This window comes from Massilia sp. CT11-137, assembly GCF_047302885.1.
Lineage (GTDB): Bacteria > Pseudomonadota > Gammaproteobacteria > Burkholderiales > Burkholderiaceae_D > Telluria > Telluria orientalis.
In genome coordinates this window covers 1952376-1973784 of the sequence record NZ_JBKYMP010000001.1, presented here as the reverse complement: position 1 = coordinate 1973784, position 21409 = coordinate 1952376, and the positions used below count along the sequence as shown (strand labels likewise).

The 21409-nt window shown below is 66.3% G+C and carries 22 protein-coding genes; 5 read left to right on the top strand and 17 right to left on the bottom strand.

Annotation, left to right across the window (positions count from 1 at the left end; all coding sequences use genetic code 11):
* Positions 1–9: 9 nt before the first annotated feature.
* Entirely contained in the window at positions 10–792 is a 783-nt protein-coding gene (locus ACEN98_RS08875) for a hypothetical protein (RefSeq protein WP_413383551.1), read from the top strand.
* A 115-nt stretch (positions 793–907) separates the two neighbouring features.
* Here ACEN98_RS08875 and ACEN98_RS08870 read toward each other — a convergent pair whose 3' ends face one another.
* A complete protein-coding gene (locus ACEN98_RS08870; protein WP_413383549.1) occupies positions 908–1543 on the bottom strand; it encodes a CatA-like O-acetyltransferase in 636 nt (211 codons plus the stop codon).
* The gene (locus ACEN98_RS08865) at positions 1540–2310 is read right to left on the bottom strand and encodes an alpha/beta hydrolase family protein (protein ID WP_413383547.1); all 771 of its coding nucleotides are present in this window, start codon (positions 2308–2310) and stop codon (positions 1540–1542) included. Before ACEN98_RS08865 ends, ACEN98_RS08870 begins: the two co-directional genes overlap by 4 nt.
* Before the next feature lie 140 nt (positions 2311–2450).
* Between ACEN98_RS08865 and ACEN98_RS08860 the strand changes: the two genes are divergently transcribed.
* Complete coding sequence (locus tag ACEN98_RS08860) at positions 2451–2645, top strand: YqaE/Pmp3 family membrane protein (RefSeq protein WP_056136544.1); 195 nt, start codon at positions 2451–2453, stop codon at positions 2643–2645.
* Entirely contained in the window at positions 2642–3331 is a 690-nt protein-coding gene (locus ACEN98_RS08855; protein WP_413383545.1) for a YceI family protein, read from the top strand. Before ACEN98_RS08860 ends, ACEN98_RS08855 begins: the two co-directional genes overlap by 4 nt.
* Positions 3332–3439: 108 nt before the next feature.
* Here ACEN98_RS08855 and ACEN98_RS08850 read toward each other — a convergent pair whose 3' ends face one another.
* Both ACEN98_RS08850 and ACEN98_RS08845 read right to left on the bottom strand, forming a co-directional pair.
* Positions 3440–4072, bottom strand: a complete 633-nt coding sequence (locus tag ACEN98_RS08850) for a phasin family protein (protein WP_413383543.1) — start codon at positions 4070–4072, stop codon at positions 3440–3442.
* Positions 4073–4215: 143 nt separating this feature from the next.
* On the bottom strand, positions 4216–4659 hold the full coding sequence (locus ACEN98_RS08845) for a hypothetical protein (RefSeq protein ID WP_413383541.1): 444 nt from the start codon (positions 4657–4659) through the stop codon (positions 4216–4218).
* A gap of 177 nt (positions 4660–4836) precedes the next feature.
* Here ACEN98_RS08845 and ACEN98_RS08840 point away from each other — a divergent pair, with 177 nt between their 5' ends.
* Positions 4837–5823 (top strand): hypothetical protein, encoded by a 987-nt coding sequence (locus tag ACEN98_RS08840; protein WP_413383539.1) that lies wholly within the window; start codon positions 4837–4839, stop codon positions 5821–5823.
* A 2-nt stretch (positions 5824–5825) separates the two neighbouring features.
* Here ACEN98_RS08840 and ACEN98_RS08835 read toward each other — a convergent pair whose 3' ends face one another.
* From ACEN98_RS08835 to ACEN98_RS08780, 12 genes are all read right to left on the bottom strand, one after another.
* Positions 5826–6455 (bottom strand): NrsF family protein, encoded by a 630-nt coding sequence (locus ACEN98_RS08835; RefSeq protein WP_413341820.1) that lies wholly within the window; start codon positions 6453–6455, stop codon positions 5826–5828.
* Complete coding sequence (locus tag ACEN98_RS08830) at positions 6448–7014, bottom strand: sigma-70 family RNA polymerase sigma factor (protein ID WP_413341818.1); 567 nt, start codon at positions 7012–7014, stop codon at positions 6448–6450. Before ACEN98_RS08830 ends, ACEN98_RS08835 begins: the two co-directional genes overlap by 8 nt.
* Positions 7011–8255 (bottom strand): protein-disulfide reductase DsbD family protein, encoded by a 1245-nt coding sequence (locus ACEN98_RS08825; protein WP_413383537.1) that lies wholly within the window; start codon positions 8253–8255, stop codon positions 7011–7013. The genes ACEN98_RS08830 and ACEN98_RS08825 overlap by 4 nt, the downstream gene beginning before the upstream one ends.
* Complete coding sequence (locus ACEN98_RS08820; protein WP_056136532.1) at positions 8252–8806, bottom strand: peroxiredoxin; 555 nt, start codon at positions 8804–8806, stop codon at positions 8252–8254. The genes ACEN98_RS08825 and ACEN98_RS08820 overlap by 4 nt, the downstream gene beginning before the upstream one ends.
* Before the next feature lie 100 nt (positions 8807–8906).
* Positions 8907–10382, bottom strand: a complete 1476-nt coding sequence (locus ACEN98_RS08815; RefSeq protein ID WP_413383535.1) for a Y-family DNA polymerase — start codon at positions 10380–10382, stop codon at positions 8907–8909.
* Positions 10312–11022 carry a translesion DNA synthesis-associated protein ImuA gene (imuA, locus tag ACEN98_RS08810; protein ID WP_413385966.1) on the bottom strand — a complete coding sequence of 237 codons (711 nt, stop codon included), beginning with the start codon at positions 11020–11022 and terminating at the stop codon, positions 10312–10314. Before imuA ends, ACEN98_RS08815 begins: the two co-directional genes overlap by 71 nt.
* Positions 11023–11283: 261 nt before the next feature.
* A complete protein-coding gene (locus ACEN98_RS08805; protein WP_413383533.1) occupies positions 11284–12090 on the bottom strand; it encodes a hypothetical protein in 807 nt (268 codons plus the stop codon).
* Positions 12091–12144: 54 nt separating this feature from the next.
* Positions 12145–12705 (bottom strand): hypothetical protein, encoded by a 561-nt coding sequence (locus ACEN98_RS08800; RefSeq protein ID WP_413383532.1) that lies wholly within the window; start codon positions 12703–12705, stop codon positions 12145–12147.
* Positions 12706–12802: 97 nt separating this feature from the next.
* Positions 12803–13876, bottom strand: a complete 1074-nt coding sequence (locus ACEN98_RS08795; protein WP_413340493.1) for a porin — start codon at positions 13874–13876, stop codon at positions 12803–12805.
* A 22-nt stretch (positions 13877–13898) separates the two neighbouring features.
* Positions 13899–17543, bottom strand: coding sequence for a hydantoinase B/oxoprolinase family protein (locus tag ACEN98_RS08790; RefSeq protein WP_413383530.1), 3645 nt, complete (start codon positions 17541–17543; stop codon positions 13899–13901).
* 93 nt (positions 17544–17636) lie between these two features.
* A complete protein-coding gene (locus ACEN98_RS08785; protein ID WP_413383528.1) occupies positions 17637–18914 on the bottom strand; it encodes an MFS transporter in 1278 nt (425 codons plus the stop codon).
* A 26-nt stretch (positions 18915–18940) separates the two neighbouring features.
* Entirely contained in the window at positions 18941–19714 is a 774-nt protein-coding gene (locus tag ACEN98_RS08780; RefSeq protein WP_413383526.1) for a putative hydro-lyase, read from the bottom strand.
* Positions 19715–19858: 144 nt separating this feature from the next.
* Here ACEN98_RS08780 and ACEN98_RS08775 point away from each other — a divergent pair, with 144 nt between their 5' ends.
* The gene (locus ACEN98_RS08775; RefSeq protein WP_413383524.1) at positions 19859–20794 is read left to right on the top strand and encodes a LysR family transcriptional regulator; all 936 of its coding nucleotides are present in this window, start codon (positions 19859–19861) and stop codon (positions 20792–20794) included.
* Between the two features lie 200 nt (positions 20795–20994).
* Here ACEN98_RS08775 and ACEN98_RS08770 read toward each other — a convergent pair whose 3' ends face one another.
* A complete protein-coding gene (locus ACEN98_RS08770) occupies positions 20995–21306 on the bottom strand; it encodes a hypothetical protein (protein ID WP_413383522.1) in 312 nt (103 codons plus the stop codon).
* Between the last annotated feature and the right edge of the window lie 103 nt (positions 21307–21409).

Here is a 21409-nt window from a genome sequence, read left to right as displayed (position 1 = left end):
GGGGGCAACATGAAGTGGATAATAGACAAACTGAGTGAACTGCGCGCCGCACGGCTGCGGCGCACCTCGCCCTGGCAGGCCGCGCTGGCGGACCTGCCGGCGGGACTGGAAAGTCAATGGCGCGCGAGCGCGCCGCGCGAATACGAAGGCATCCGGACGGATGCCTTTTTTTATGCCCGCGCGGCGGAAGGCCTGCTGCGCTTCTTCGACGCGGTGCGGCACAGCGGCCGGCCCTGCGCCCTGCCGTCGGAAGCGGCGGACTCGGTGTGGCACGCGTGGCTGCGCTGGAACCCGGTGTCGCTGGAGCGCTTCTGCCTGCGCCATTTCGGCGTGGTCGTGCCGCACGTGGAACGGGCGGCGCTCGTCGGGAACGCCCTGCTGCACACGTTCGCGGCCTGCCGTGAACGCGACGGCATCAAGCCACGCAGCATGCGCCTGCCCGCGCTGTTCGGCCTGGACGCGCAACTGCGCATGCCGGGCGGGCACGGCTACTGGAGCCGCGCCGGCGAGATCGTCCACACGCGCCTGAACGAACGTGGCCGCGGCATGTGGCGCGCGCGGCCGCATCCGGAACTGGCGCTGACGGTGCTGGTTGCGGCGGGCGTCGTCGACCGGCACCTGCTGGCCGCCCACCTGGGCCGGCGTGAAGCCGGCGCCGACGGAAGTTCCTGCGGCGGCATGGCCTTCGCGGACGGTGGCGACGCCTGCGCCGATGGCGGCGGCGACGGTGGATGCGACGGCGGCGGCAGCGGTTGCGGCAGCAGCTGCGGAGGTGGGTGCGGCGGAGATTAAGATGCGCGTGACTTCGAGTCGTCATCCCCGCGCGGGCGGAGATCCAAGTTGCATGCGTCGTGCCAACGCATGCAAAACTTGGGTTCCCGCCTTCGCGGGAACGACGGCATCGCGTTCAACGGATGATCGCCGCCAGCTCGTCGGCCACCTGGCGCCCCAGCAGATGGATGTGCCAGCCGTCGACGAAGCCGTGATGCGCCTGCACGGAGAACGGCAGCTGCAGGCCGTCCGGCCCGTCGCGGAAACGGCCCCACGCGAACGACGGAATGTCCGGCGCGGCGATGGACGCCATCGGATGCTGGATCGAGGTGAAATCGAGCCACGGCATGCAGGTGACGAACACCTGGTCCTTCGCGTCGCGCGGCGACATCGTGCGATATTTGACGTTCAGCGCCGTCATGCTCGACGCCTCTTCCCGCGCCGCCTGGCCGCGCGCGACGAATTCGCGCACGTCGTCGGACCAGTCGAACTGCGCGAAATTCAGGTCGCCGTGCTGGTTCATCACGGTGAACGACGGCACGAGGCGGTCGATGCGGATGACCTTACCGTCCACGATACGGTAGCGGAAGTTCTCCACCTTCAGCACCGCGCGCAGCAAGGCGCACAGCATCACGTGGAAAGGTGCGAGGCCCTGCGCCTTGCACCACGGCCGGAAATCGGGCACGTCCAGCGTGAAGCACAGGTTGACCGCGGGGCTCTCCATGCGGTCGAAGAAGTCGAAGCGGTCGCGCCGCCGTTCGAACCCGATCATGCGCCGCTCCCGTCGAGATAGCGCGCGCTCCATGCCGAGATGACGCCGGCCACGTAGGCGGCATCCTCGCGCCGCGTGATCAGGTGGTCCATGCCGTCGAGCGAGATGAAACTCTTCGGATGCTGCGCCAGTTCGAAGATGCGGGTGGCGTTGTCCATGCTGACGGTGTCGTCCTGCGGCGCGTGCATCACGAGCAGCGCGCGGCCGAGGGTGGCGATCTTCTCGTGCAGCCGGTGCCGGCCGGCGTCCTCGACGAAGTGCTGGCGGATATTGAAATCGCGCCCGGCCAGTTTTACCCGCGCCTCGCCCAGTTGCGCGATCGTGTCGAGGTGCTCGCCCAGCAGCGTGTTCACGACGTAGTGCGGATCGCTGGGCGCGGCGATCGTCACGATGGCCTTCGCTTCCGGCACGCGCTGGGCCGCCGCCAGCACGGCCGCGCCGCCCAGGCTGTGGCCGATCAGGAGCTGCGGCGCCGCGAACTTCGCGCGCATGGTGTCGGCGGCCGCGACGAGGTCCTCGACGTTGGACGAAAAATTGGTGTCGGCAAAATCGCCGTGGCTGGCCCCGAGGCCGGCGAAGTCGAAGCGCAGCACGGCCACGCCCAGGCTCGCCAGGCCGCGCGAGATGAAGGTGGCGGCCAGTACGTCCTTGCTGCAAGTGAAGCAGTGGGCAAAGATGCCGTACGCGCGCGGCGTGCCGGTGGGGGCGTCCAGCTTGGCGGAGAGCTTGCCGTGGAGGCCGGGAAAGTCGATACGTTCGGTGAGCATGATGGTTCCGTGTTCGTTGCAATCCGCATTGTGGAACAAGCCGGCAATCTTTGCTTGAAATCGCGTTCCGCGGGTGGAAATGCGTGAGCTTTCGGGGCCGCGAAGGCGCTATGCTGGTGGCTTACCTGAAGGAGAACAACATGCGCCTCATCATCGCCCTGGTCCTGCCCTGGCTGACCTTTTTCACCATCGGCCGCCCGATCGCCGGCATCATCTGCCTGATCCTGCAGATCACGCTGATCGGCTGGCTGCCGGCCACCATCTGGGCCGTGTATGCGCTCAGCCAGTTCAAGACCGACCAGAAGATCGAGCGGGCGCTGCGACAGCGGGCATGAACGTACCGGGGCGCCTCCTGCCGTTGCTGGTGCTGCTGACCGCCTGCGGGCAGCCGCTGGCGCCGCAGGCACCGCTGGTGCCCGCCTTGGCAACAGGCCTGGATGCGTACCGCACGGCTGCGGCGTCCGGCACTGCCGTCTACGCAATCGACCCGGACGCCTCGCTGGTGGCCGTGACGGTACGTCGCGGCGGCCTGATGGCGCGGCTCGGGCATGACCACGTCGTGGCCAGCCACACCTTGACCGGCTATGCCGCGCCCGGCATGGGCCGTGCCGACGTCTCGTTCCGCCTCGACCAGCTCACGATCGACGAACCGCAACTGCTGCGCGGCGCGGGCATCGGCACGTCGCCGTCGCCGGAAGCGGTCGAAGGCACGCGCAAGAACATGCTCGGCCCGGTGCTCGACGCCGAGCGCTATCCGGTCGTGACGCTGCATGCCGAGCTGCCGGCGGATGGCCGGCTGCGCGTCGCCGTCACGCTGCACGGCACGACGCGCCGGCTGGAACTGCCGGCCGCGGTGCACGTCGATGCGGCGCAGGTGACGGCGAGCGGCACGGCGCGCCTGAAGCAGACCGATTTCGGCATCACGCCATTCGCCGTGGGCGCCGGGCTGCTGGCGGTGCAGGACGAGCTCGCGGTAAGCTTCCACATCGTCGCCCGGCGCTGGACCCCGCCTGTGAAATAAAAAACGCCGTGTTCCAAGGGAAGACGGCGAAAAGGACAACCATGCATCGATGCCGGTACCGCAGCGGCGGGACCCGATGGTCGCCGCCGCACGGGCCCGGGAAGCGTATCAACGTGTCTGGCCGGGGGTCTTGTTCGCGGGTTGGCGGGCCTGGTTGCCTTGCATATTGCCCTGGGCGCTGACTTTGCCGGCCGGACCTTCGGCCTCGACGCGGGCACTGGCTTCGTCACCGCCGCTTTGCAGGTTGCCCTGGTATTGTGCGCCGGCCTTGTTGCCGCGTGTGCCGTTGCCTTCGAACGGATCGCGGAAGCTCTTGATGGTTTCCTCCTGCTGGCGCAGGCTCTTGTCCGTTTCTTCGGCGGCGGCGCGGGTGACGTCGTCGGCCAGCACGCGGGCGGTACGTGACGTCTCCTGCACGTGCTGCTCGGCGACGCGCGTCAGGTCGACCTGGGTCGACGCGGCCAGCTGCGAAAGATGGTGGTGGTAAGCGCGCAGCTTGTCGGTAGCGGGCTGGGCATGCGCTGCCGCGACCGACATCGCGTCGGCCGGGCGATCGATCGTCAACAGGCGCTGGCCGGCATTGGCGACTTCCTCGAACAGCGTCTGGTTCAACTGCATATTCAGTTGGCCGGCCTGCTGGAAGGCACGCGACATGACCTGGGACAGTTCGTTGAAGAATGCGACTTGGGCGTCGATGTGCGAGCGGAGGGCGGGATTGACGGATTGCGGGAATGGATACATGGAGTACCTTTATTTAAAAAGTAAGTAACGGGAATGCGATGGGACGCCGGAGGGATGCGCCGAGGCGCGTGGCGTTCGATGGGCGGAGCAGCATGGCTGCCTCGAAGGATGACGATCGCTGAAGATCGCGTGCAAGTGGCTTACTATGCGCTCTTTTTGGCGCGCACACCGGAAATCCGCAAATGTATTTTCGTGTAATGGGCGCCGGAAAGAGAAGTTTGAAATCGCCAAGGCGCCGCGCAAAACGCGTCAGCCGCCCGGCCTGGCGAGCCGGGCGCATGCTGCGCATACGCGAGCGCGGCGGACAACAGGTCGTAGCGATACGGGCCATAGCAATAGCGTCCGTGTTCGTACACGATGCCGTGCGCCGCCATGTGCAGCCGTTCTTCCGGCGTCGGGCCGGCCCATTGCTTCCACTGGCGCGGCGTCGTCTCTTCGCGAAAACCGGGCCTGTCCCGGTCCTGTCGTGCATACGCGAGCGCGTCCGCGATGCGCTCGTAGCTGTATTCCCGATAGTGATAGGCGCGGCCGTCGAACGAAATACCCAAAGCGGTTGCAGAGGGTGGCAGAACAGGTGATGCGTCCATGATGTCCTCACTGGAAAGGCGCGACGCCGGTGGCCGGGACGGCAAGATGCCACCCTGAAGATACACCAGGATGGCGCTTCACCCGGCACGTTACGCATGGCCCTGCCCGGGTGGGAATGCGTGAGCTTTCGGGAGCGTGGAGTTGCTATGCCGCGTGTTCCATTGAGTGAGGTTGCCATGCGGTTCGCCATTGTCAAGGGCACGAAAAGCGTCGCCGGTCTGCTGTTCTGGTCGGCCGGGCACGTCGTCAATGCGCTCGCCCTGCTGGCGGCCGGCATATATGTCCTGTTCTGCGTCGCCTGGCTGCACGCGCCGTTGCTCGACGTGCTGCGCGTGACCGCCACGATGGCGCTGCCGGTCCTCGGGCTGGCCTGGCTGTGCCGCTGGGGCGGGCGGCGGTTGTGGAAACCCGCGCCCGCGCCCTCGCCCGTCAAGCGCGGATTGCTGGCCGTGGCCGGCGTCGCCGTGGCCATCGCCTCCGGTTCGATCGTCCGTACCGGCGTGCGGGACTACCAGTGCAGCGTCGACCGGTCCCGGCACGCGGCCGGCACGCAGAAGGATGGTGTCGAGCGCGTGTGCGCGATCGATCTCGATCGTTACGACATCGGGTTCCAGTCGCTCGCGAGGGCCACCCGCAAGCTGGCGTTCCCGCCGGTCGACCTGACGCACACGCCGTTCGCGCAGTTCGAGAGCCTGGGCGGCCGGGCCGAATATGTCAACGACATCCCCTCGCGCCTGTACCGCGGCTTCCGCATGCCGGACGGGCACCAGGTCACGCTGTTCGAACACGACATGTCGGCCGACGGCAGCCGCAGCTGGCGCGATCCGAAAGACGAGCCGGAACGCATCAATGGCCTGCCGGCCAGGCTCGTCATCATGGAAACCTCGTCAGGCAAGGCGGTCTCGGTGCTGTCCTGGTTCGAAGGCCGGCGCGGCTACCAGCTGTGGGTCGATGCCAACGTCGTGCGCGTCCCGTTGCGCGACCGGTTGTTCGCACTGGCGGTGTCGCTGCCGCGCGCCGTGCCGGCCTGCCCCAACGAGCCGCCGCGCCCACCGCTGCGCTTCGATGCGGACGGCAATCCTGTCGAGGAGCCGATGCCCCAGGTACTGACGCAGGCGCAAATGGATGCGATGCTGGAGAGGAGCAAGCGGCCCTGCAAATGAGATCAGATCCTGACCCAGCGCCGCCCCGCGAGCGATGTGAACGCGACGAGGGTGATGGTGGCGGCCAGGTGCATCGCCAGGTCGAACAATTGCCCTGCCACCGGGTGACACAGCCCCAGCAGCATTTGCGACGTCGCCGCGATCCCCAGGCCCGCAACGGCCAGGCTACGGACCGGATGCAGCGAGCGGGTACGCCGGATCGCGGCAACCATGATCGCGACCATCGGCAGGCCGACGACCATGAGGAAGGCGTAACAATAGATCCCGTCTCCGGCATGTCCGATCTTGTCCATCGAATTCGCCACACCGGTCAGGCCGATCAGTAACCAGGCAGCGGTCAGTGCGGCAAGGCCGCGCCAATGCCTGATGCGTTGCCCGGCAATGCTGAGGGCAAAGGCTGTTCCGATGGCAAGCATCCCGAGGCAGAACGATGCCACGACCCATAACCCTGCCCACAACGCACCCGGGCTGGACCAGTCCGGGCGTGCCTGCGGCAGGATCCGGGAGGCGAGAAAGCCGCAGGGCAGCGCCACGAGCATCCATCCTGCCGCCCGGCGCCAGGACGGTGCGGTCCGCTTCACGGGATGCGCGTCGCGGCACAGCCGTTCGATCAGGGCATCGTGATTATTCATGGTCGGTTTCCTTGTTGCGGCGAAGTGTGGCGAAAGCGCGGTGCAGCAGGGACTTCACTGCCGCCAGCGTCGTGCTGCTGGCCGCCGCGGCGTCGGCGAGGCTCATGTCGGATAAATGGACAAGTTCAACCACCCGCCGTTGACGCGCGGGGAGACGGCTCAGCAAATGATCCACTTGCCGCTGCGCCTGCCCATCCGGGCTGGATTCGTCCGGATGCCCGAGCACGGCCTCGTCATCGCTCACCTCCCAATGTTCCCTGCGGCCGCGCGCACGCAGCGCGTCGATGGCGCGCGCGGCGACGATGGCGGACAGCCACGGCAAGAAGGGCCGATCGGGATCATAGGTGTGCCGGACCCGGTGGACGGTCAGCAGGACGTCCTGCACCACGTCTTCGACCAACGCATCGTCCTGATGGATTTTTCGTCGCACGAGCGCGCGGATGACGGGTACGATCGCCTTCAACAGGCGACAGTACGCCGCCTGGTCGCCGTCCTGGGCGCGGAGCATGAGCTGCGGCCATGCCGCTCTCGAAGCATCGTTCTCGGTTGCGTTGTTCAAGACTTGTTTGCCGAAGCCTTTTTCAAGGCGGACACCACGATATCCGGACTGAGCAGTTGCGGCAGCAGCGCCGGTGCGCCCCCATCGGCCGGATACACGACGTACACGGGCAGTCCTCCCCGGCCGAACTGGTTGATGGCCTGGTCGATCTCCGGATTATATGTGGTGGAGTCGGCGACCATGTAGATCGTGTCCGTCCGGGCCAATGCCTCTTTCACGACCGTGGTGGATAACGCCGCGCGATCGTTGACCTGGCATGTGATGCACCAGGAAGCGGTGAAATTGACGAAGATCGGCTTGCCGTGTCCGCGCTGCGCAGCGACGGCGCGCGGTGTCCACGCGACCGGCGTCTCCGCGCGTGCCGGCCCGCCCCCGCCATCGCTCGTCGCCGGCAGGCCGGCCAGGGACACGCCCACGCCCGCGACAAGAAGCACGGCAAAGCCCAGCAGCGGCCGGTAACGCAATCCGGCAATCTGGCGCCGTTGTGCCAGGCCGTACACCCAGGCGGCCAATCCCAGTACCACGGCCGCCGCGAGCAGCGCGCCCAGTGCGGCGGAGCCTCCCTGCCGGTCGAGGACCCACGCCAGCCATGCCGCCGCGCCCAGCATCGGGAACGCCAGCACGTGCTTGAGCGTCGCCATCCACGCACCGGGCTTCGGCAAGAGCCGCGCGCAGGCCGGTACGAGCGCCACGACGGTGAAAGGCGCGGCAAAGCCCAGCGCCAGCGCAAGAAAAATCGCCACGCCCTCGGCCGGCGGACGCAGCAGCGCGGCGCCGACGGCGCCCGCCATGAACGGCGCGGTGCACGGCGTCGCCACGACGATCGCCAGCGCACCGGTCAACGCGGCCCCGAGCGGCCCCGAGCGAGAGCCGGAGAGGTTACCGAGACGCTGCGCGGCAAGTCCGATCTCGAACACGCCCATCATGTTGAGCGCCAGGGCGAGCATGACGAGCGCCAGCGTGGCAATCAATACCGGCGACTGCAACTGGAAGCCCCACCCGACGGCGGCGCCACTGGCCCGTGCCGCCAACAGCGTGGCGCACAGCAGGAGCATGGCGACCACGACGCCTGCCAGGAACGCGAGTCCCTCCACCCGCGCCGCGCGCCGGTCGTGGACATGACGGATGAGGCCAAACGCTTTCAGCGAGATGACCGGAAAGACGCAGGGCATGAAGTTGAGAATCAGCCCGCCCAGGAAGGCGGCGGCCAGGGTTGCGGGCATGCTCATGCTCATGTTCATTTGGCCGCGTCATGCCATGCCTTGACGGCATCCATGGTTTTCCTGATGTGCTGTTCGGGGTTGGCATCCGTGTAGCTGAGCAGGATCTTGCCGTCGGGTGCGATGACGAACGAGGTGCGCTCGGACAGCAGGGTGCCGCCCTTGGTCTTGAACTGGGTCTGGTATTCCCCGGCCACCTTGGCGCCGGGATCGGCCGCCACCGCGAACTTGTCGCGGCATTCGAGTTTCGAAAACTCGGCGACGCGGTCGGCATTGCCCGCGGTAACGCCGATCACCGTCGCATTCAGCTTCCTGAAATCATCCGTCGCTTCGGCGAACGCATGCGCTTCCAGCGTGCAGCCCTGCGTGAATGCGGCGGGGAAGAAATACAGCACGACAGGCCCCTGGCGCAATGCTTGCGCCAGCGAGAACGTCATCGGCTTGCCGGCAAGCGCGGCCTGTAATCGGAAATCGGGGGCTTTCGCGCCTTCCGGCAAGGCGGCGAGCGCATGGGATGCCGAAAATGCCAGGATGGTTGCCGCTTGTGCCAGATAGGTGCCGAATCGTGCCATTGTGAGCTCCTTGAAAAGTTGGTTGGCGATGCTCTGATCGCCCTACTCCCCAGTTCGCCGACGGCAGCCTGAAAGTTGCGGTCCACCATAAAAAATTTTCTCACCCGAACAACCCGTGCAAGAACCACTTCGGCCCATCCTCCCCCCTGCCGATCCGCTCCCGATACACCCAGTACAACGTGTGATCGAGTCCCTCGGCGATGAAGTAGTCGCGCGTCTCCGGCCCATCCCACCAGCCGGCCTCGATACGCTCCGGATTCGACGCCATCCGCAGCGGTGAGCCATAGAACGGCCGGTGATCGCGCATCAGCAGCGCGATCGGCCGCGCCAGCAGCCATGTGGGACGCGGCAGGCTCAGGACGTCGGGCGGCAGTTGCGCGTTGCGGGCCTTGGCGCTGACCTTTTGCTGCACCGGCACCCAGACGTTGGCCTGTTCCGGGCGGTAGTCGGCCAGCGGCAGCGGTTGCAGGACGTTTTCCGGGCCCAGGCGCGCGGCCAGCAGTTCCAGCATGCGCATGCGGTCTTCCTCGCTGCCGCCCGGCTCGGGGAACAGCGACGCGTTCGGCGGCGCCATCGGCCGCACCTGCAGCGCTTCCAGCGCGAGGCCGATCACGGGCGCCTCCAGCGTCAGCCGGCCCAGGCGTTCCTTCAGCAGGCGCACGAGGTGCTCGTCGCGCCACGTCGGCTCGGCCAGCACGATCTCGACGCCGGTCGGCGGGCGCGCGACCCGGCCCCGCTCGTGCTCCAGCTGCAGGGTGATGCGCTCCACCGCCAGCTGGCGCGCGCACAGCCACCCCGTCAGCTGCAGCAGCAGGCATTGCGCGCCCGCCAGCAGCAGGTCGGCGTCGTCGATGCGGTCGTACAGTTCCAGGCGCGCGCGGAAGGTTTCCGGCGGAGATATCCACTCGTACAGTTCCGGCACGAGGCCGTAGGCGGCGTCGAGCAGGTCGAGCAGCTCGCGGCCGCAGCGCCGCTGCAGGCCGGGGCGCGGCAGGCGGCGCAGGTCGCCCAGCGTGTGGCAGCCGATACCTTCGAACCAGGCCGCGTATGGCCGCGCCGGCGGCATCAGGAGTACCGCCAGCCGGTCGAGCCGGCGCAACAGCGCTTCCATGCGCACGGCGCGGCCTGCATTCGCGCGCGCCAGCAGCCACGCGCCGCGCGCGGTGGGCGCGCACGCGAGCGAGGCCGTGAAGCCCAGCGCGCGCACGTTGGCGCGCACGCGCCGGCACAGCGCGCGGATGCCGCCGAACAGGCGCAGGCTCGCGCCCACGTCCATCAGCAGGGTCGATTCCTCCCCTTCCGCGACCTGCGGCGTGTACTGCAGCAGGGCCAGCGCCACCGCCTGGCGCGCGTCCGCCTCCAGCGCCGGCGCGCGCTCGTGGATGCGCGCGTCCGGCAGCAGCATCAGCACGCCGCCGCGGCGCATGCCGGTGCGCACGCCGGCGTCCTGCGCGTATGGCGAGGCCACCAGCACGCGCTCCTGCTCGAGAACGACGCTGCCCGTGTCAGTGGACCAGCTCGGTGTGAACACTTCCAGCGGCAACCGGGGCAGGTGCAGTGCGATCCACAGGCGCATGGCGATTGGGCAGGTAAGAGGTCAAGGGAAGGAACAGCGTCGCGTCACGCTGCGGCCCGCGGCGTTTGACGAAACCGATCTCGATGCCGCCCGCCTGCGGCCGCAGGGACAGGCGCAGCGGCGCCGGCGAGGCGTCCTGCCCGGCCGCCAGCGGACGCATCATGAAGAACAGGGTTTCCCCCGCCTGCGCGGCCAGGTGCAGGCGGCGCAGGTTTTCGGCGCGGATATTGTTCTGCCAAAACAGCAGCGCCCCGCAACTGCCGCTGCGCAAGACCTGTTCCGCGGCCCACAACGCGTCCGCGGTACGGGTCGCGCGCAGCCAGATCAGTTGCGAGGGCGGCACCCCGAGCGCGGCCATGGCCAGCGCCTGGGGCGGATGCGGCGGCTGCAGCAGCACGATGCGCCGCTGCGCCACCGCCGCCAGCGCGGGACGCAGCAGGCGCATCTCGCCGATGCCGGGCTGTTGCAGCAGCAGGTCGACGAGCGTGCCCGTCGGCCAACCGCCGCCCGGCAACTGGGCGGACAGCGTGGGATGGCCGGTATCGATGCAGCGCGTGTCGCTACGCGCCAGCTGCGAGGCAAGCCAGAGCGACGGATGCAAGGATTCCGGCGCTGCAGATATTGAACCTGAGCAATTCATGTGTGATGCGAAGAAATACTGTATAAACATACAGTACTATTCTCATCAGGTTTTGGCAAGGTTAATCTTCTTGAATGTCAGGTTGTGAACAATGCTGAGACTTGGTTCTGTCTGGACGATAACTATTTTGACGCAGGGGAATCGTCGCCTGTCAAAGTTGCCACCTCGGCGCCCTCGCATCACACATGCCTTCACCTTGGGCGCCAAGCGACGCGCACTCTCGAGGTGATGTACTCTCGCCATCATGGCGAGAACAGGTTGTCATGAGTGGACTGGCGGCTCGCAGTCTGATTTTGAATGAAGTTCATAACTGCCTTTGGATTTCATGACGTTTTTGGTGGCCACTTGTACGATAATCGCCGCCGCTATTGAAGATATGAAAGAGAGCGCAAGACTGGCATGCACTAGGGCAACAGACAGAGTCAAGCAGAACGCCACAAACGAATAAAGCCCGGTTACCATGCCGCGGAGCAAAGAGACTGCAAATGCAGCGCCCTGTGTTTTATGTGAAAACGCCGCCAAAACAATTGCCAGGATTGGAAAAACTGCGAGCAGGCCACTCCATGACGCACCAAGTGAGGAAGAAAACGTGGTGACAAGCACAGTCAAAATTGCGCCGGCAATCATGCGAAAAATTATTTCAGAAGCACGAATGGAATTCGAACTGACTTGTCGGGATATCTTTGGAAAGGCGCGGGACGCGGCAACCAATGTGGAAAGCGCGATCACCAATGCAGATAATATTGACGATGGAATAAACGACAAAATCAAAGCAGCCACCAACCATGCAAACAGCCCGCAAAACAAGGAGGGCAAGCAACGGAATCGTATGCATGCATGAGCATAGGTAATACTGAACGACACAGATGCGAATACCGCCGATAACGAAGCGGTTGCAGCGACCGCAGCGAAGCTCGCATCATTCTCAAGAGCCAAAATAAACAGGATTGGCCCAGTAACAACAGGCAGCCCAGCGAGCCATCCCGCAACGTTGGCTCCCCACCGTTTTCCGGCAAAGGTAATAAACGCAAGAAACGCTGGTACGAGAAAAAGTTTTATAGTGAGCATGCCTGATTAAAGAATCGGATGATGAGGACGGAGCGCGTCCTCTCGATGGAAGACTCAGGTGCCGATGGCGTGGCGCTCGAGATGCTGAACAACGGGATCCAGCTCAGGCAGCGGCGGCGCGAATTTGCAAGCCCGCGCGGCCGAAGTCCAAGGGTAGCCCGCGCGCTGGAGCCACGGAAATACCAGACTGGCCGTGCTCGGCGGAAGCACCACCATGGCATGGATGGAAATCACGAGCGCGCTGGCTAAACGCGGCGATCCGGAACTGAACGTCCAGTCGTAGGTGCCGCATCCGACGCGGGTGTTCTTCGTGTCCTTCTCCGTCATGCCGACGAGCCACGCGCAGCAGAAAGCATCGGCAGCTTCCGGTGGGCGCGCCAGATAGAAAGAGTAGATGTTCTCGTAGGTCTTGTTGAACTGCGTGACCAGCGTATCGGCGATGGCGCCGCGCCCTTGCGTGACTGTCGGGAACGTGATGTTGCTGCAACTATTGTCGATGTGGAGCGATGCATCGGATGTGAAAACGCGGTCCAGCAAACAGGGGCGATTTTCATCCTTGGCATGAAAGTAGTTTCGCAGGACGACTTCGGGCGTAAGCAAGGGAGAAGGAGACATGGTGCATCCGGTATGATGAAAATACATGCTGCATGGTCATACAGCATGTATTTCCATCGGGTTTTGGCAAGCTTAATCGTCTTGAATGCCTACGCAATCAAAACGCATGCCGTATCCCCACATCGACCGCCCCGTTCCCCGATCCCCCTTCGATGGCGCTGCCCACCGTATAGCTGGCGCCATGCCGGTTCACGATGTGCGAGATCGAGGTGTACAGCTCGGTCCGGCGCGACAGCGCATAGCGGTAGCCCAGCGCATACTGGCTCGCATCCTGGTCGAGCGCGCCGCGGTCGTCCTTGTGGATCCACGACACCATCCACGTGTGCGGGCCGGACGGGATCGTCGCGCCGAGCAGCACGTCGCGGCTGTCGCTCGATGCGACCGGCGTGACGGGCCGGCCGTACGGGTTCGCCGTGTTGCGCAGCAGGGAACTGTTCAGGCCCTTGTCGACGCCGTACGCGACGTGCGCCTTCACGACGCCGAAGTCGTAGACCGCGGCCAGCACCGTGTTCTTCGCGCTGCCCGCATTTTTGATTGCCGCGGTGTCGTTGTTGCGGTTGTGGTAGCCGAGCCGCACGCGCAGCGGGCCGCTGGTGTAGTCGAGCGCACCGCCGAACTGCCGGCCGGCTGCACTGTCTCCCGTCACCTCGCCGGCGCCATACACCAGTTCCGCGCTCACGCCGCCGATGGCGGGCGATACGTATTTCAGCGAGTTGTCCATGCGGCTGGCCGAGTTGCCGGTCGGGGCCATCAGGTTCTTCGAATCGCCCGCGTAGCCGGATGCGAACGGATCGGCCATCACCACCGTCAGGTATTGCGGCGTGTACTGGCGGCCCGCCGTCAGCGTGCCGAAGCCCCCCTGCAGCCCCGCATATGCCTGGCGCCCGAACAGCAGCCCGCCCTGCCCCAGCGCGCCGGTGTCGGCCTGGAAGCCGCTCTCCAGCAAAAAGATGGCGGCGATGCCGTTCCCCAGTTCTTCGCGGCCCTTGAAGCCGAGCCGCGAGCCGGCGCCCACGCCGCTCGTGAGCTTGGTGACGTCGCCGCCGCTGCCGCCCGTTTCCCGGACGAGCGCGACGTCGACCAGGCCATACACGCTGACCGACGCGCCATCGGCGGCGACGGCATTCATGCAGAGCGCGCCCAGCGCGCCGGCACACAGGATTGTTTTCATCGTTGTCCCTTTCTCGTTGTGGTTATTCGTAGTTCGCGGCCGGCGCATACCCGCCGCCGCCTGGCGTCTCGACGACGAACACGTCGCCCGGCTGCACCTCCGTCGTCGCCACGAAGCCGAGTTCCTCGACCCTGCCGCCGGCGCGCACGACGTAGTTGCGGCCGCACTTGCCGGGCTCTCCGCCCGCCATGCCGAACGGCGGGACGATGCGGTTGTTCGACAGGATCGAGGCCGTCATCGGCGCGAGGAAGCGGATCCTGCGCACGCCGCCATTGCCGCCATGCCAGCGTCCGCAGCCACCGGAGTCGTGCGCAATCTCGTAGCTGTCCAGGCGCACCGGATAGCGCCATTCGAGCACCTCCGGATCCGTCAGGCGCGAGTTCGTCATGTTGGTCTGGACGACGTCGGTGCCATTGAAACCCTCGCCCGCGCCCGAGCCGCCCGCGATGGTTTCATAGTACTGGTAGTCCGCATTCCCGAACGTGAAATTGTTCATCGTGCCGGGTGACGACGCCTGCACGCCGAGCGCGCCGTACAGGGCGTTCGTGATGCAGCTCGACGTCTCCACGTTACCCGAGACGACGGCCGCCGGATAGCGCGGATTGAGCATCGACCCTGCCGGGATGATCACGTTCAGCGGCTTCAGGCAGCCCGCGTTGAGCGGGATGTCGTTGTCGACGAGCGTGCGGAACACGTACAGCACGGCCGCCATGCAGATCGAGCTCGGGGCGTTGAAATTGTTGTCGAGCTGGGGCGACGTGCCGGTGAAGTCGATGTCGGCCGTGCGCGCGGCGTGGTCCACGCGGATCGCCACCTTGATCTCGGCGCCGTTGTCCAGGCGGTACGTGTAGCTGCCGTCCGTGAGCGCGCCGACGACGCGGCGCACGGCTTCCTCGGCATTGTCCTGCACGTGCCGCATGTAGGCCTGCACGACGTCGAGCCCGAACTGGTCGACCATCTTCAGCAGTTCCTCGACGCCCTTCTGGTTCGCGGCCACCTGCGCCTGCAGGTCGGCGATGTTCTGCGCCACGTTACGGCACGGGTAGTCGCCCGACCGCAGCAGCGCCATCGTCTCGCGTTCCAGGAAGCGGCCTTCGCGCACCAGCTGGAAGTTGTCGATCAGGACGCCCTCTTCCTCGACCCTGCGGCTGTTCGCCGGCATCGACCCGGGCGCGATGCCGCCCACGTCCGCATGGTGGCCGCGCGACGCCACGTAGAACAGGATGTCCTTCCCTGCCCGGTCGAACACGGGCGTGATCACGGTGATGTCCGGCAGGTGCGTGCCGCCGTGGTACGGGTCGTTGAGCATGTAGACGTCGCCCGCGCGCATGCGGCCGCGGTTCGCTTCGATCACGGTGCGGATGCTCGCGCCCATGGAGCCCAGGTGGACGGGAATGTGCGGCGCGTTGGCGATCAGGTTGCCCTCGGCGTCGAACAGCGCGCACGAGAAGTCCAGGCGCTCCTTGATGTTCACCGACACCGCCGTGTTCTGCAGGCGCAGGCCCATCTGCTCGGCGATGCTCATGAACAGGTTGTTGAAGACTTCGAGCATGACCGGATCGGCCTCGGTCCCGATGGCCTTGCGGCGCGCGCGCGGCGCCACGCGCTGAAGCACGAGGTTGTCGTCCGCCGTGACTTCCGCGATCCAGCCCGGTTCGACCACGTTGGTGCCGTTCGCCTCGACGATGATCGCGGGGCCCGCGATGCGATCGCCAGGCCGCGTCTGCGCGCGCAGGTACAGCGCGCTGTCGTGCCACTCGCCACCCGAATACACGGCCACCGTCTCGTGCGGTGCCAGCGGCGCGGTGCGCGGCGCGGGATCGGCGGCGTGCGCGCTGCCGGCGTCCGTGGCGCCGATCGCTTCCACCGAGATCGCCTCGATGACGATCGCCTTGTCAGGCATGAGGAACGAATAACGCTTGCCGTACGCTTCCTCGAACTGCACCTGCATCGAGGCCACGCTGTCGTGCTGCACGATGATGACGGAATCCGTGCCTTCGTAGCGCAGGTGCGCCCGTTTGACGACGCGCACGGCATCAAGCGCGATGCCCTGCGCCAGCAGTTCATCGGTCGCTTCCCGCGCCAGCGCATCGAGCGCGGCGCGCACCGCGCCGGTCGTGTCGTCGGACAGCGCCGTTTCCATCGTCCGCTCGCGCATCGCCGTCTGGCTCGCGAGGCCCATGCCGTACGCGGACAGCACGCCGGCGAACGGGTGGGCGAAGATGCGGGTCATGCCGAGGGCGTCGGCCACCAGGCACGCGTGCTGGCCGCCGGCGCCGCCGAACGTGGCCAGCGTGTATTCCGTCACGTCGTGGCCGCGCTGCACCGAGATGAACTTGATGGCGTTGGCCATGCTGCCGACCGCAATCTCCAGGAAGCCTTCGGCCACCTCTTCCGGCGTGCGGCGCTGGCCCGTCTCGCGTTCGATGCGCGCGGCGATCTCCGAGAATTTTTCGCGCACGATGGCCGCGTCCAGCGGCTCGTCCGCGTGCGGGCCGAACACCGCCGGGAAGTGCGCGGGCTGGATCTTGCCGAGCATGACGTTGCAGTCGGTGACCGTGAGCGGACCGCCGCGGCGGTAGCTGGCCGGGCCGGGATTCGCACCCGCGCTGTCCGGGCCGACGCGCAGGCGGCTGCCGTCGAAGTGCAGCACCGAGCCGCCGCCCGCCGCCACCGTGTGGATGCTCATCATCGGCGCGCGCATCCGCACGCCGGCCACCTGCGTCTCGAATTCGCGCTCCAGTTCGCCCGCGTAGTGCGACACGTCGGTGGACGTGCCGCCCATGTCGAAGCCGATCAGCTTGCCGAAGCCGGCCTTGCGCGCCGTGCCGACCATGCCGACGATGCCGCCGGCGGGGCCGGACAGGATCGAGTCCTTGCCCTGGAAGCGGTGCGCGCCCGTCAGGCCGCCATTGCTCTGCATGAAGAGCAGGCGCACGCCTTCCATCTCGGCCGCGACCTGGTCCACGTAGCGGCGCAGGATCGGCGACAGGTACGCATCGACGACCGTCGTGTCGCCGCGCGAGACGAGCTTCATCATCGGACTGACCTGGTGCGAGACGGACACCTGCGTGAAGCCGGTTTCCGCCGCGATGGCGGCAATCGTGCGCTCGTGATCGGGATAGCGGTAGCCGTGCATCAGCACGATCGCGACGGAGCGGAAGCCGGCGGCATGCAAAGCGGCCAGTTGCATACGGACGGCAGCCGTATCGAGCGGCACGATCACGTCGCCGTGCGCGCCCACGCGCTCGTCGACTTCGACGACGCGTTCGTACAGCAGCTGCGGCAGCACGGGATGGCGGTCGAACAGGCGCGGACGGTTCTGGTAGGCGATACGCAGCGCGTCCCTGAACCCTTTGGTGATCAGCAGCGCGGTGCGCTCGCCCTTGCGCTCCAGCAGGGCGTTCGTCGCCACCGTCGTGCCCATCTTGACGGCTTCCACGAGGTCGGGCGTGATCGGCGCGTCGGGCGCGATGCCGAGCAGGCGGCGGATGCCGGCGACGGCGGCGTCGCGGTACTGCTCGGGATTTTCGGACAGCAGCTTGGCCGTCACCAGCGCGCCGTCCGGCTTGCGGGCGACGATGTCGGTGAACGTGCCTCCGCGGTCGATCCAGAACTGCCAGCGCGAACGCGGCGTGTTGTCTTGATGCGTCTCTTGATGATGCATGGTCTTACCTCTTCAAAATATCGGGGCGTGCGCAGGCAAAGCGCCGCCCCGGCGCGCGGGGCGCGATATCGTCGTACGTGGATTCAGGAAGGATCAGGATTCGAGGCGCTTGCCGCGAGTCTCGGGCAGGGTCAGCGCGGCCAGGACCATGATGCCGTAGGCGCTGGCCGCGAACAGGCCGATGGCGTGGCCCAGCGGGACCGTCTGGCCGACCGCGCCGATCGCGAACGGGAACAGCGAACCGATCGCGCGCCCCATGCTGTAGCAGAAACCCTGGCCCGAACCGCGCATGCGGGTCGGGAACAGCTCGGTCAGGAACGCGCCCATGCCGCTGAAGACGCCGGAGACGAGGAAGCCGAGCGGGAAGCCGAGCACCAGCATCACGTTATCGGTGACCGGGAGCCGGGTGTAGGCCAGCGCGATCGCCAGCGAGCCGATCGCGAACAGGATGAAGTTGCGCTTGCGGCCCAGGCGGTCCGTCAGGTAGGCGCTGACGATGTAGCCGACGTACGAGCCGGCGATGACCATCGCCAGGTAGCCGCCGGTGCCCAGCACCGTCAGGTGGCGTTCCGTCTTCAGGAACGTGGGCAGCCAGGTCGTGATCGCGTAGTAGCCGCCCTGCGCGCCCGTCGTCAGCAGCACGGCGCGCACGGTCGTCGACAGCATCTGCGGCGAGAAGATCTCGGTGAACTTCGCCTGCTCCGCGTGCTCGCTGCGGCGCTGCTCGGCCAGGAACACGTCCGGCTCTTCCACGAAGCGGCGGATGTAGATGACGAAGATGGCAGGAAGGATCCCCAGCAGGAACAGCGAGCGCCACGCCAGTTCGGGGGGCAGCAGCGAGAACATCAGCGCGTACAGCAGCGCCGAGACGCCCCAGCCGAGGGCCCATCCGGCCTGCACCATGCCGACCGCCTTGCCGCGGTCCTTCGCACGGATGACCTCACCCATCAGGATCGCGCCGGCCGTCCATTCGCCGCCCATGCCGAAGCCCATCAGGCCGCGCGTCACGAGCAGCTGGTCGAAGGTCTGGGCAAAGCCGCTCAGCACCGTGAACAGCGCGAACCACAGGATCGTCAGCTGCAGCGTCTTCACGCGGCCGATGCGGTCCGACAGGATGCCGGCCAGCCAGCCGCCGAGCGACGACGTGAGCAGCGTGACGGTGCCGATCAGGCCGGCGTCGCCTTTCGACAGGCCCCACGTCGCGATCAGGGTGGGAATGACGAAGCTGAGGAATTGCGTGTCCATCGCGTCCAGCGCGTAGCCGACCTTGCAGCCGATGAAGGTGCGGCGCTCCGTTTTCGTGAGCTGGCGCAGCCAGCCGAAATGGCTCGTATCCTCCGCGCGCTCCTGCGCGAGTTCTTGTGTGTTCATGTCGTCTCCGTTTGTGGGTTTGTTTTTTACAGCGTCGCCAGCGAAGCGTTGGGTATGTCGGTCACCAGCATGTAGCCCGGGCGATGGGTGATCACGAACGGCAGGCGCGCCGCCCGGATCGCCTCCTGCGGCGTGACGCCGCAGGCCCAGAACACGGGAATCTCGTCCGCCATGACCTCGACCGCGTCGCCGTAGTCGGGCCGCGCCAGGTCGGCGATGCCGATCAGGCGCGGGTCGCCCAGGTGCACGGGCGCGCCGTGGATCGCGGGATAGCGGCTCGTGATCTGGATTGCGCGGATCGCGTCCTGCGCCTTCAACGGGCGCATGGACACGACCATGTTCCCGCCGAACGGCCCCGCCGCCGCGTTCGGGATGTTCGTGCGGTACATGGCGATGTTCCGGTCCTGTTCGATGTGGCGCAGCGGGATGCCGGCGGCCAGCAGCATTTCCTCGAACGAGAACGAACAGCCGATCGCGAACGCGACCAGGTCGTCGCGCCACAGGCCTTCCAGCGACACCGGCGCTTCCGCCAGCTCGCCGTCGCGGTACACGTAATAGCCCGGGACATCGGTGCGCAGGTCGAGATCCGCGCCGAGCGCCGGCACGTTCCACGCGCCCGGCTCGCCGACCGCGAGCAGCGGACAGGCTTTCGGATTGCGCTGGGCGAAGCGCAGGAAATCATGGGCATGCGCGTCCGGCAGGATGACGAGATTGGCCTGGGCATAGCCGCCGCAGACGCCGGCGGTCGGCTTGCGGAATTCGCCCGCGCGGACCAGGCGACGGAACTGGATCGGTTTCATGGATTTCTCGCGTGGTAATGACATGGAAACAAGCATAGATGCATCGTCCGTTTCCGCCAAACCACTTATTTTTACCGCATGTGTTAAGTTTTCCTAAACGCGCTTTTGATCCGTTCCCCTCATGCATAAAGTATTCTTGACGCTATGAATACACGTTTCCTCGAAACCCTGATCACCCTTGCCCAGCTGCGCAGCGTCCGCGCGACGGCCCGCGCCATGCATGCGACGCCGGCGGCGATCTCGCTGCGGATCAAAGCACTGGAAGAAGAACTGCAGACGGAACTCATCGACCGCAGCACGCGCGAATTCCGGCTGACGCCGAACGCGGACTACCTGCTGAACCACGCGAAGGCCGTCGTGGACGCGACGCGGCGCCTGCGCGAAGCGGCGCGCACGGAAAGCGCGGTGCGGGGCCGGCTGCGGCTGGGGGTGATCGAGACGGTGGTGCACAGCTGGCTCGCGCATTCCGTACGCCAGCTGAACGCCAGTTTCCCGGAGCTGGAAATCGATCTCGTCGTGGACATGAGCACGACGCTGGAAAAACGTTTACTGGCGGGAGAGCTCGACCTGGTGGTCGGCATCGAAGGCGTGAACAGCAGCGAGATCACGTCCGAGCCGCTGGCCGTCTATCCCGTGCGCTGGATCGCGCGCGCGGGCCTGCTGGCGCCGCAGCGCGAAGGCCTGGCGCAACGCCTGCTGCAATTCCCGATCCTGACGTTCGGGCGCGGCACGCAGCCGCACCGGATGCTGGAAGACATCGTCACCCGGCTCGCCAATCTGAGCGCGGTGCCGCTGGAACAGACGCGCATCACCTGTTCGCCGTCCGTGGCCGCCATCATCCAGCTGATCCGCAACGGCTTCGGCGTGGCCGCGATTCCCTGGCTGTTCGTCAGTAGCCATCTCGAGAACGGCGAATTCGTGGAGGTGCCGCTGCAGCCCGTGCCGCCGCCGATCATCGTGTCGATGAGCCGGCGCACGAACGCGCCGGTGGCGGTGCATGCGGCGGCGTCCGCCGTGCGCGCGGCCTGCGCGGAGTATTGCGCGCAGGTGGACGGGCGGTATATCGAGAGCCTGGGCTGAGCGAGAGCCTGGGCTGAGCGAGAGCCTGGGCTGAGCGCGTCCGTCAGGCCGGACGGCGCGGCGACAGCGTCATTGCTGGCGCTTTTTCTCTTCCTTCTTGACTTTCTTGTCCGCCTTCTTTTCCTTTGCGGTCTTGGCCGGTTCCTTCTTCGTGGACTTTTTCGCGTCCTGGCTTTTACTCATTGTTTTCTCCAGTCAAATTAATGGATCACGCATCCGCGCAGCTTCGGCAGAGGCTGGAGCGCGGTGGCGACTTCACCTTCGGGATCTTCTTCGGTTTTCAACTGGATCCATGCCAATACCTCGGCAATACTGGCCAGGCCGCTGTGCAGGGATGCGCGCGCTTCGAAAAATTCGGACACTTCCGGGTTGCCGGGTTCCGGCACGAGGAGAACGGAATGCCCCAGTGCACGGATACGGGTTTCCAGCTCTTCCAGATCGGACGCCAGCGCGTCATGGAGTGCTTCGATGGCCGCCACTGCATCATCCATATCGTAGGATTCTTCATTCATCGCAGTTCTATTTCAGCCTTATGGTTGTCTTGGTGATACGCGGCACGGAGAAGTCGCCCGTCCCATCGCGGGTCGTGCAACGGCAGCAAAGCTTGATGACGGA

Coding starts and splice junctions, on each gene's coding strand:
- ACEN98_RS08875 (WP_413383551.1), top strand. CDS start 10: ATGAAGTGGATAATAGACAAACTGAGTGAACTGCGCGCCGCACGGCTG.
- ACEN98_RS08870 (WP_413383549.1), bottom strand. CDS start 1,543: ATGATCGGGTTCGAACGGCGGCGCGACCGCTTCGACTTCTTCGACCGC.
- ACEN98_RS08865 (WP_413383547.1), bottom strand. CDS start 2,310: ATGCTCACCGAACGTATCGACTTTCCCGGCCTCCACGGCAAGCTCTCC.
- ACEN98_RS08860 (WP_056136544.1), top strand. CDS start 2,451: ATGCGCCTCATCATCGCCCTGGTCCTGCCCTGGCTGACCTTTTTCACC.
- ACEN98_RS08855 (WP_413383545.1), top strand. CDS start 2,642: ATGAACGTACCGGGGCGCCTCCTGCCGTTGCTGGTGCTGCTGACCGCC.
- ACEN98_RS08850 (WP_413383543.1), bottom strand. CDS start 4,072: ATGTATCCATTCCCGCAATCCGTCAATCCCGCCCTCCGCTCGCACATC.
- ACEN98_RS08845 (WP_413383541.1), bottom strand. CDS start 4,659: ATGGACGCATCACCTGTTCTGCCACCCTCTGCAACCGCTTTGGGTATT.
- ACEN98_RS08840 (WP_413383539.1), top strand. CDS start 4,837: ATGCGGTTCGCCATTGTCAAGGGCACGAAAAGCGTCGCCGGTCTGCTG.
- ACEN98_RS08835 (WP_413341820.1), bottom strand. CDS start 6,455: ATGAATAATCACGATGCCCTGATCGAACGGCTGTGCCGCGACGCGCAT.
- ACEN98_RS08825 (WP_413383537.1), bottom strand. CDS start 8,255: ATGAACATGAGCATGAGCATGCCCGCAACCCTGGCCGCCGCCTTCCTG.
- ACEN98_RS08820 (WP_056136532.1), bottom strand. CDS start 8,806: ATGGCACGATTCGGCACCTATCTGGCACAAGCGGCAACCATCCTGGCA.
- ACEN98_RS08815 (WP_413383535.1), bottom strand. CDS start 10,382: ATGCGCCTGTGGATCGCACTGCACCTGCCCCGGTTGCCGCTGGAAGTG.
- imuA (WP_413385966.1), bottom strand. CDS start 11,022: ATGAATTGCTCAGGTTCAATATCTGCAGCGCCGGAATCCTTGCATCCG.
- ACEN98_RS08805 (WP_413383533.1), bottom strand. CDS start 12,090: ATGCTCACTATAAAACTTTTTCTCGTACCAGCGTTTCTTGCGTTTATT.
- ACEN98_RS08800 (WP_413383532.1), bottom strand. CDS start 12,705: ATGTCTCCTTCTCCCTTGCTTACGCCCGAAGTCGTCCTGCGAAACTAC.
- ACEN98_RS08795 (WP_413340493.1), bottom strand. CDS start 13,876: ATGAAAACAATCCTGTGTGCCGGCGCGCTGGGCGCGCTCTGCATGAAT.
- ACEN98_RS08790 (WP_413383530.1), bottom strand. CDS start 17,543: ATGCATCATCAAGAGACGCATCAAGACAACACGCCGCGTTCGCGCTGG.
- ACEN98_RS08785 (WP_413383528.1), bottom strand. CDS start 18,914: ATGAACACACAAGAACTCGCGCAGGAGCGCGCGGAGGATACGAGCCAT.
- ACEN98_RS08780 (WP_413383526.1), bottom strand. CDS start 19,714: ATGAAACCGATCCAGTTCCGTCGCCTGGTCCGCGCGGGCGAATTCCGC.
- ACEN98_RS08775 (WP_413383524.1), top strand. CDS start 19,859: ATGAATACACGTTTCCTCGAAACCCTGATCACCCTTGCCCAGCTGCGC.
- ACEN98_RS08770 (WP_413383522.1), bottom strand. CDS start 21,306: ATGAATGAAGAATCCTACGATATGGATGATGCAGTGGCGGCCATCGAA.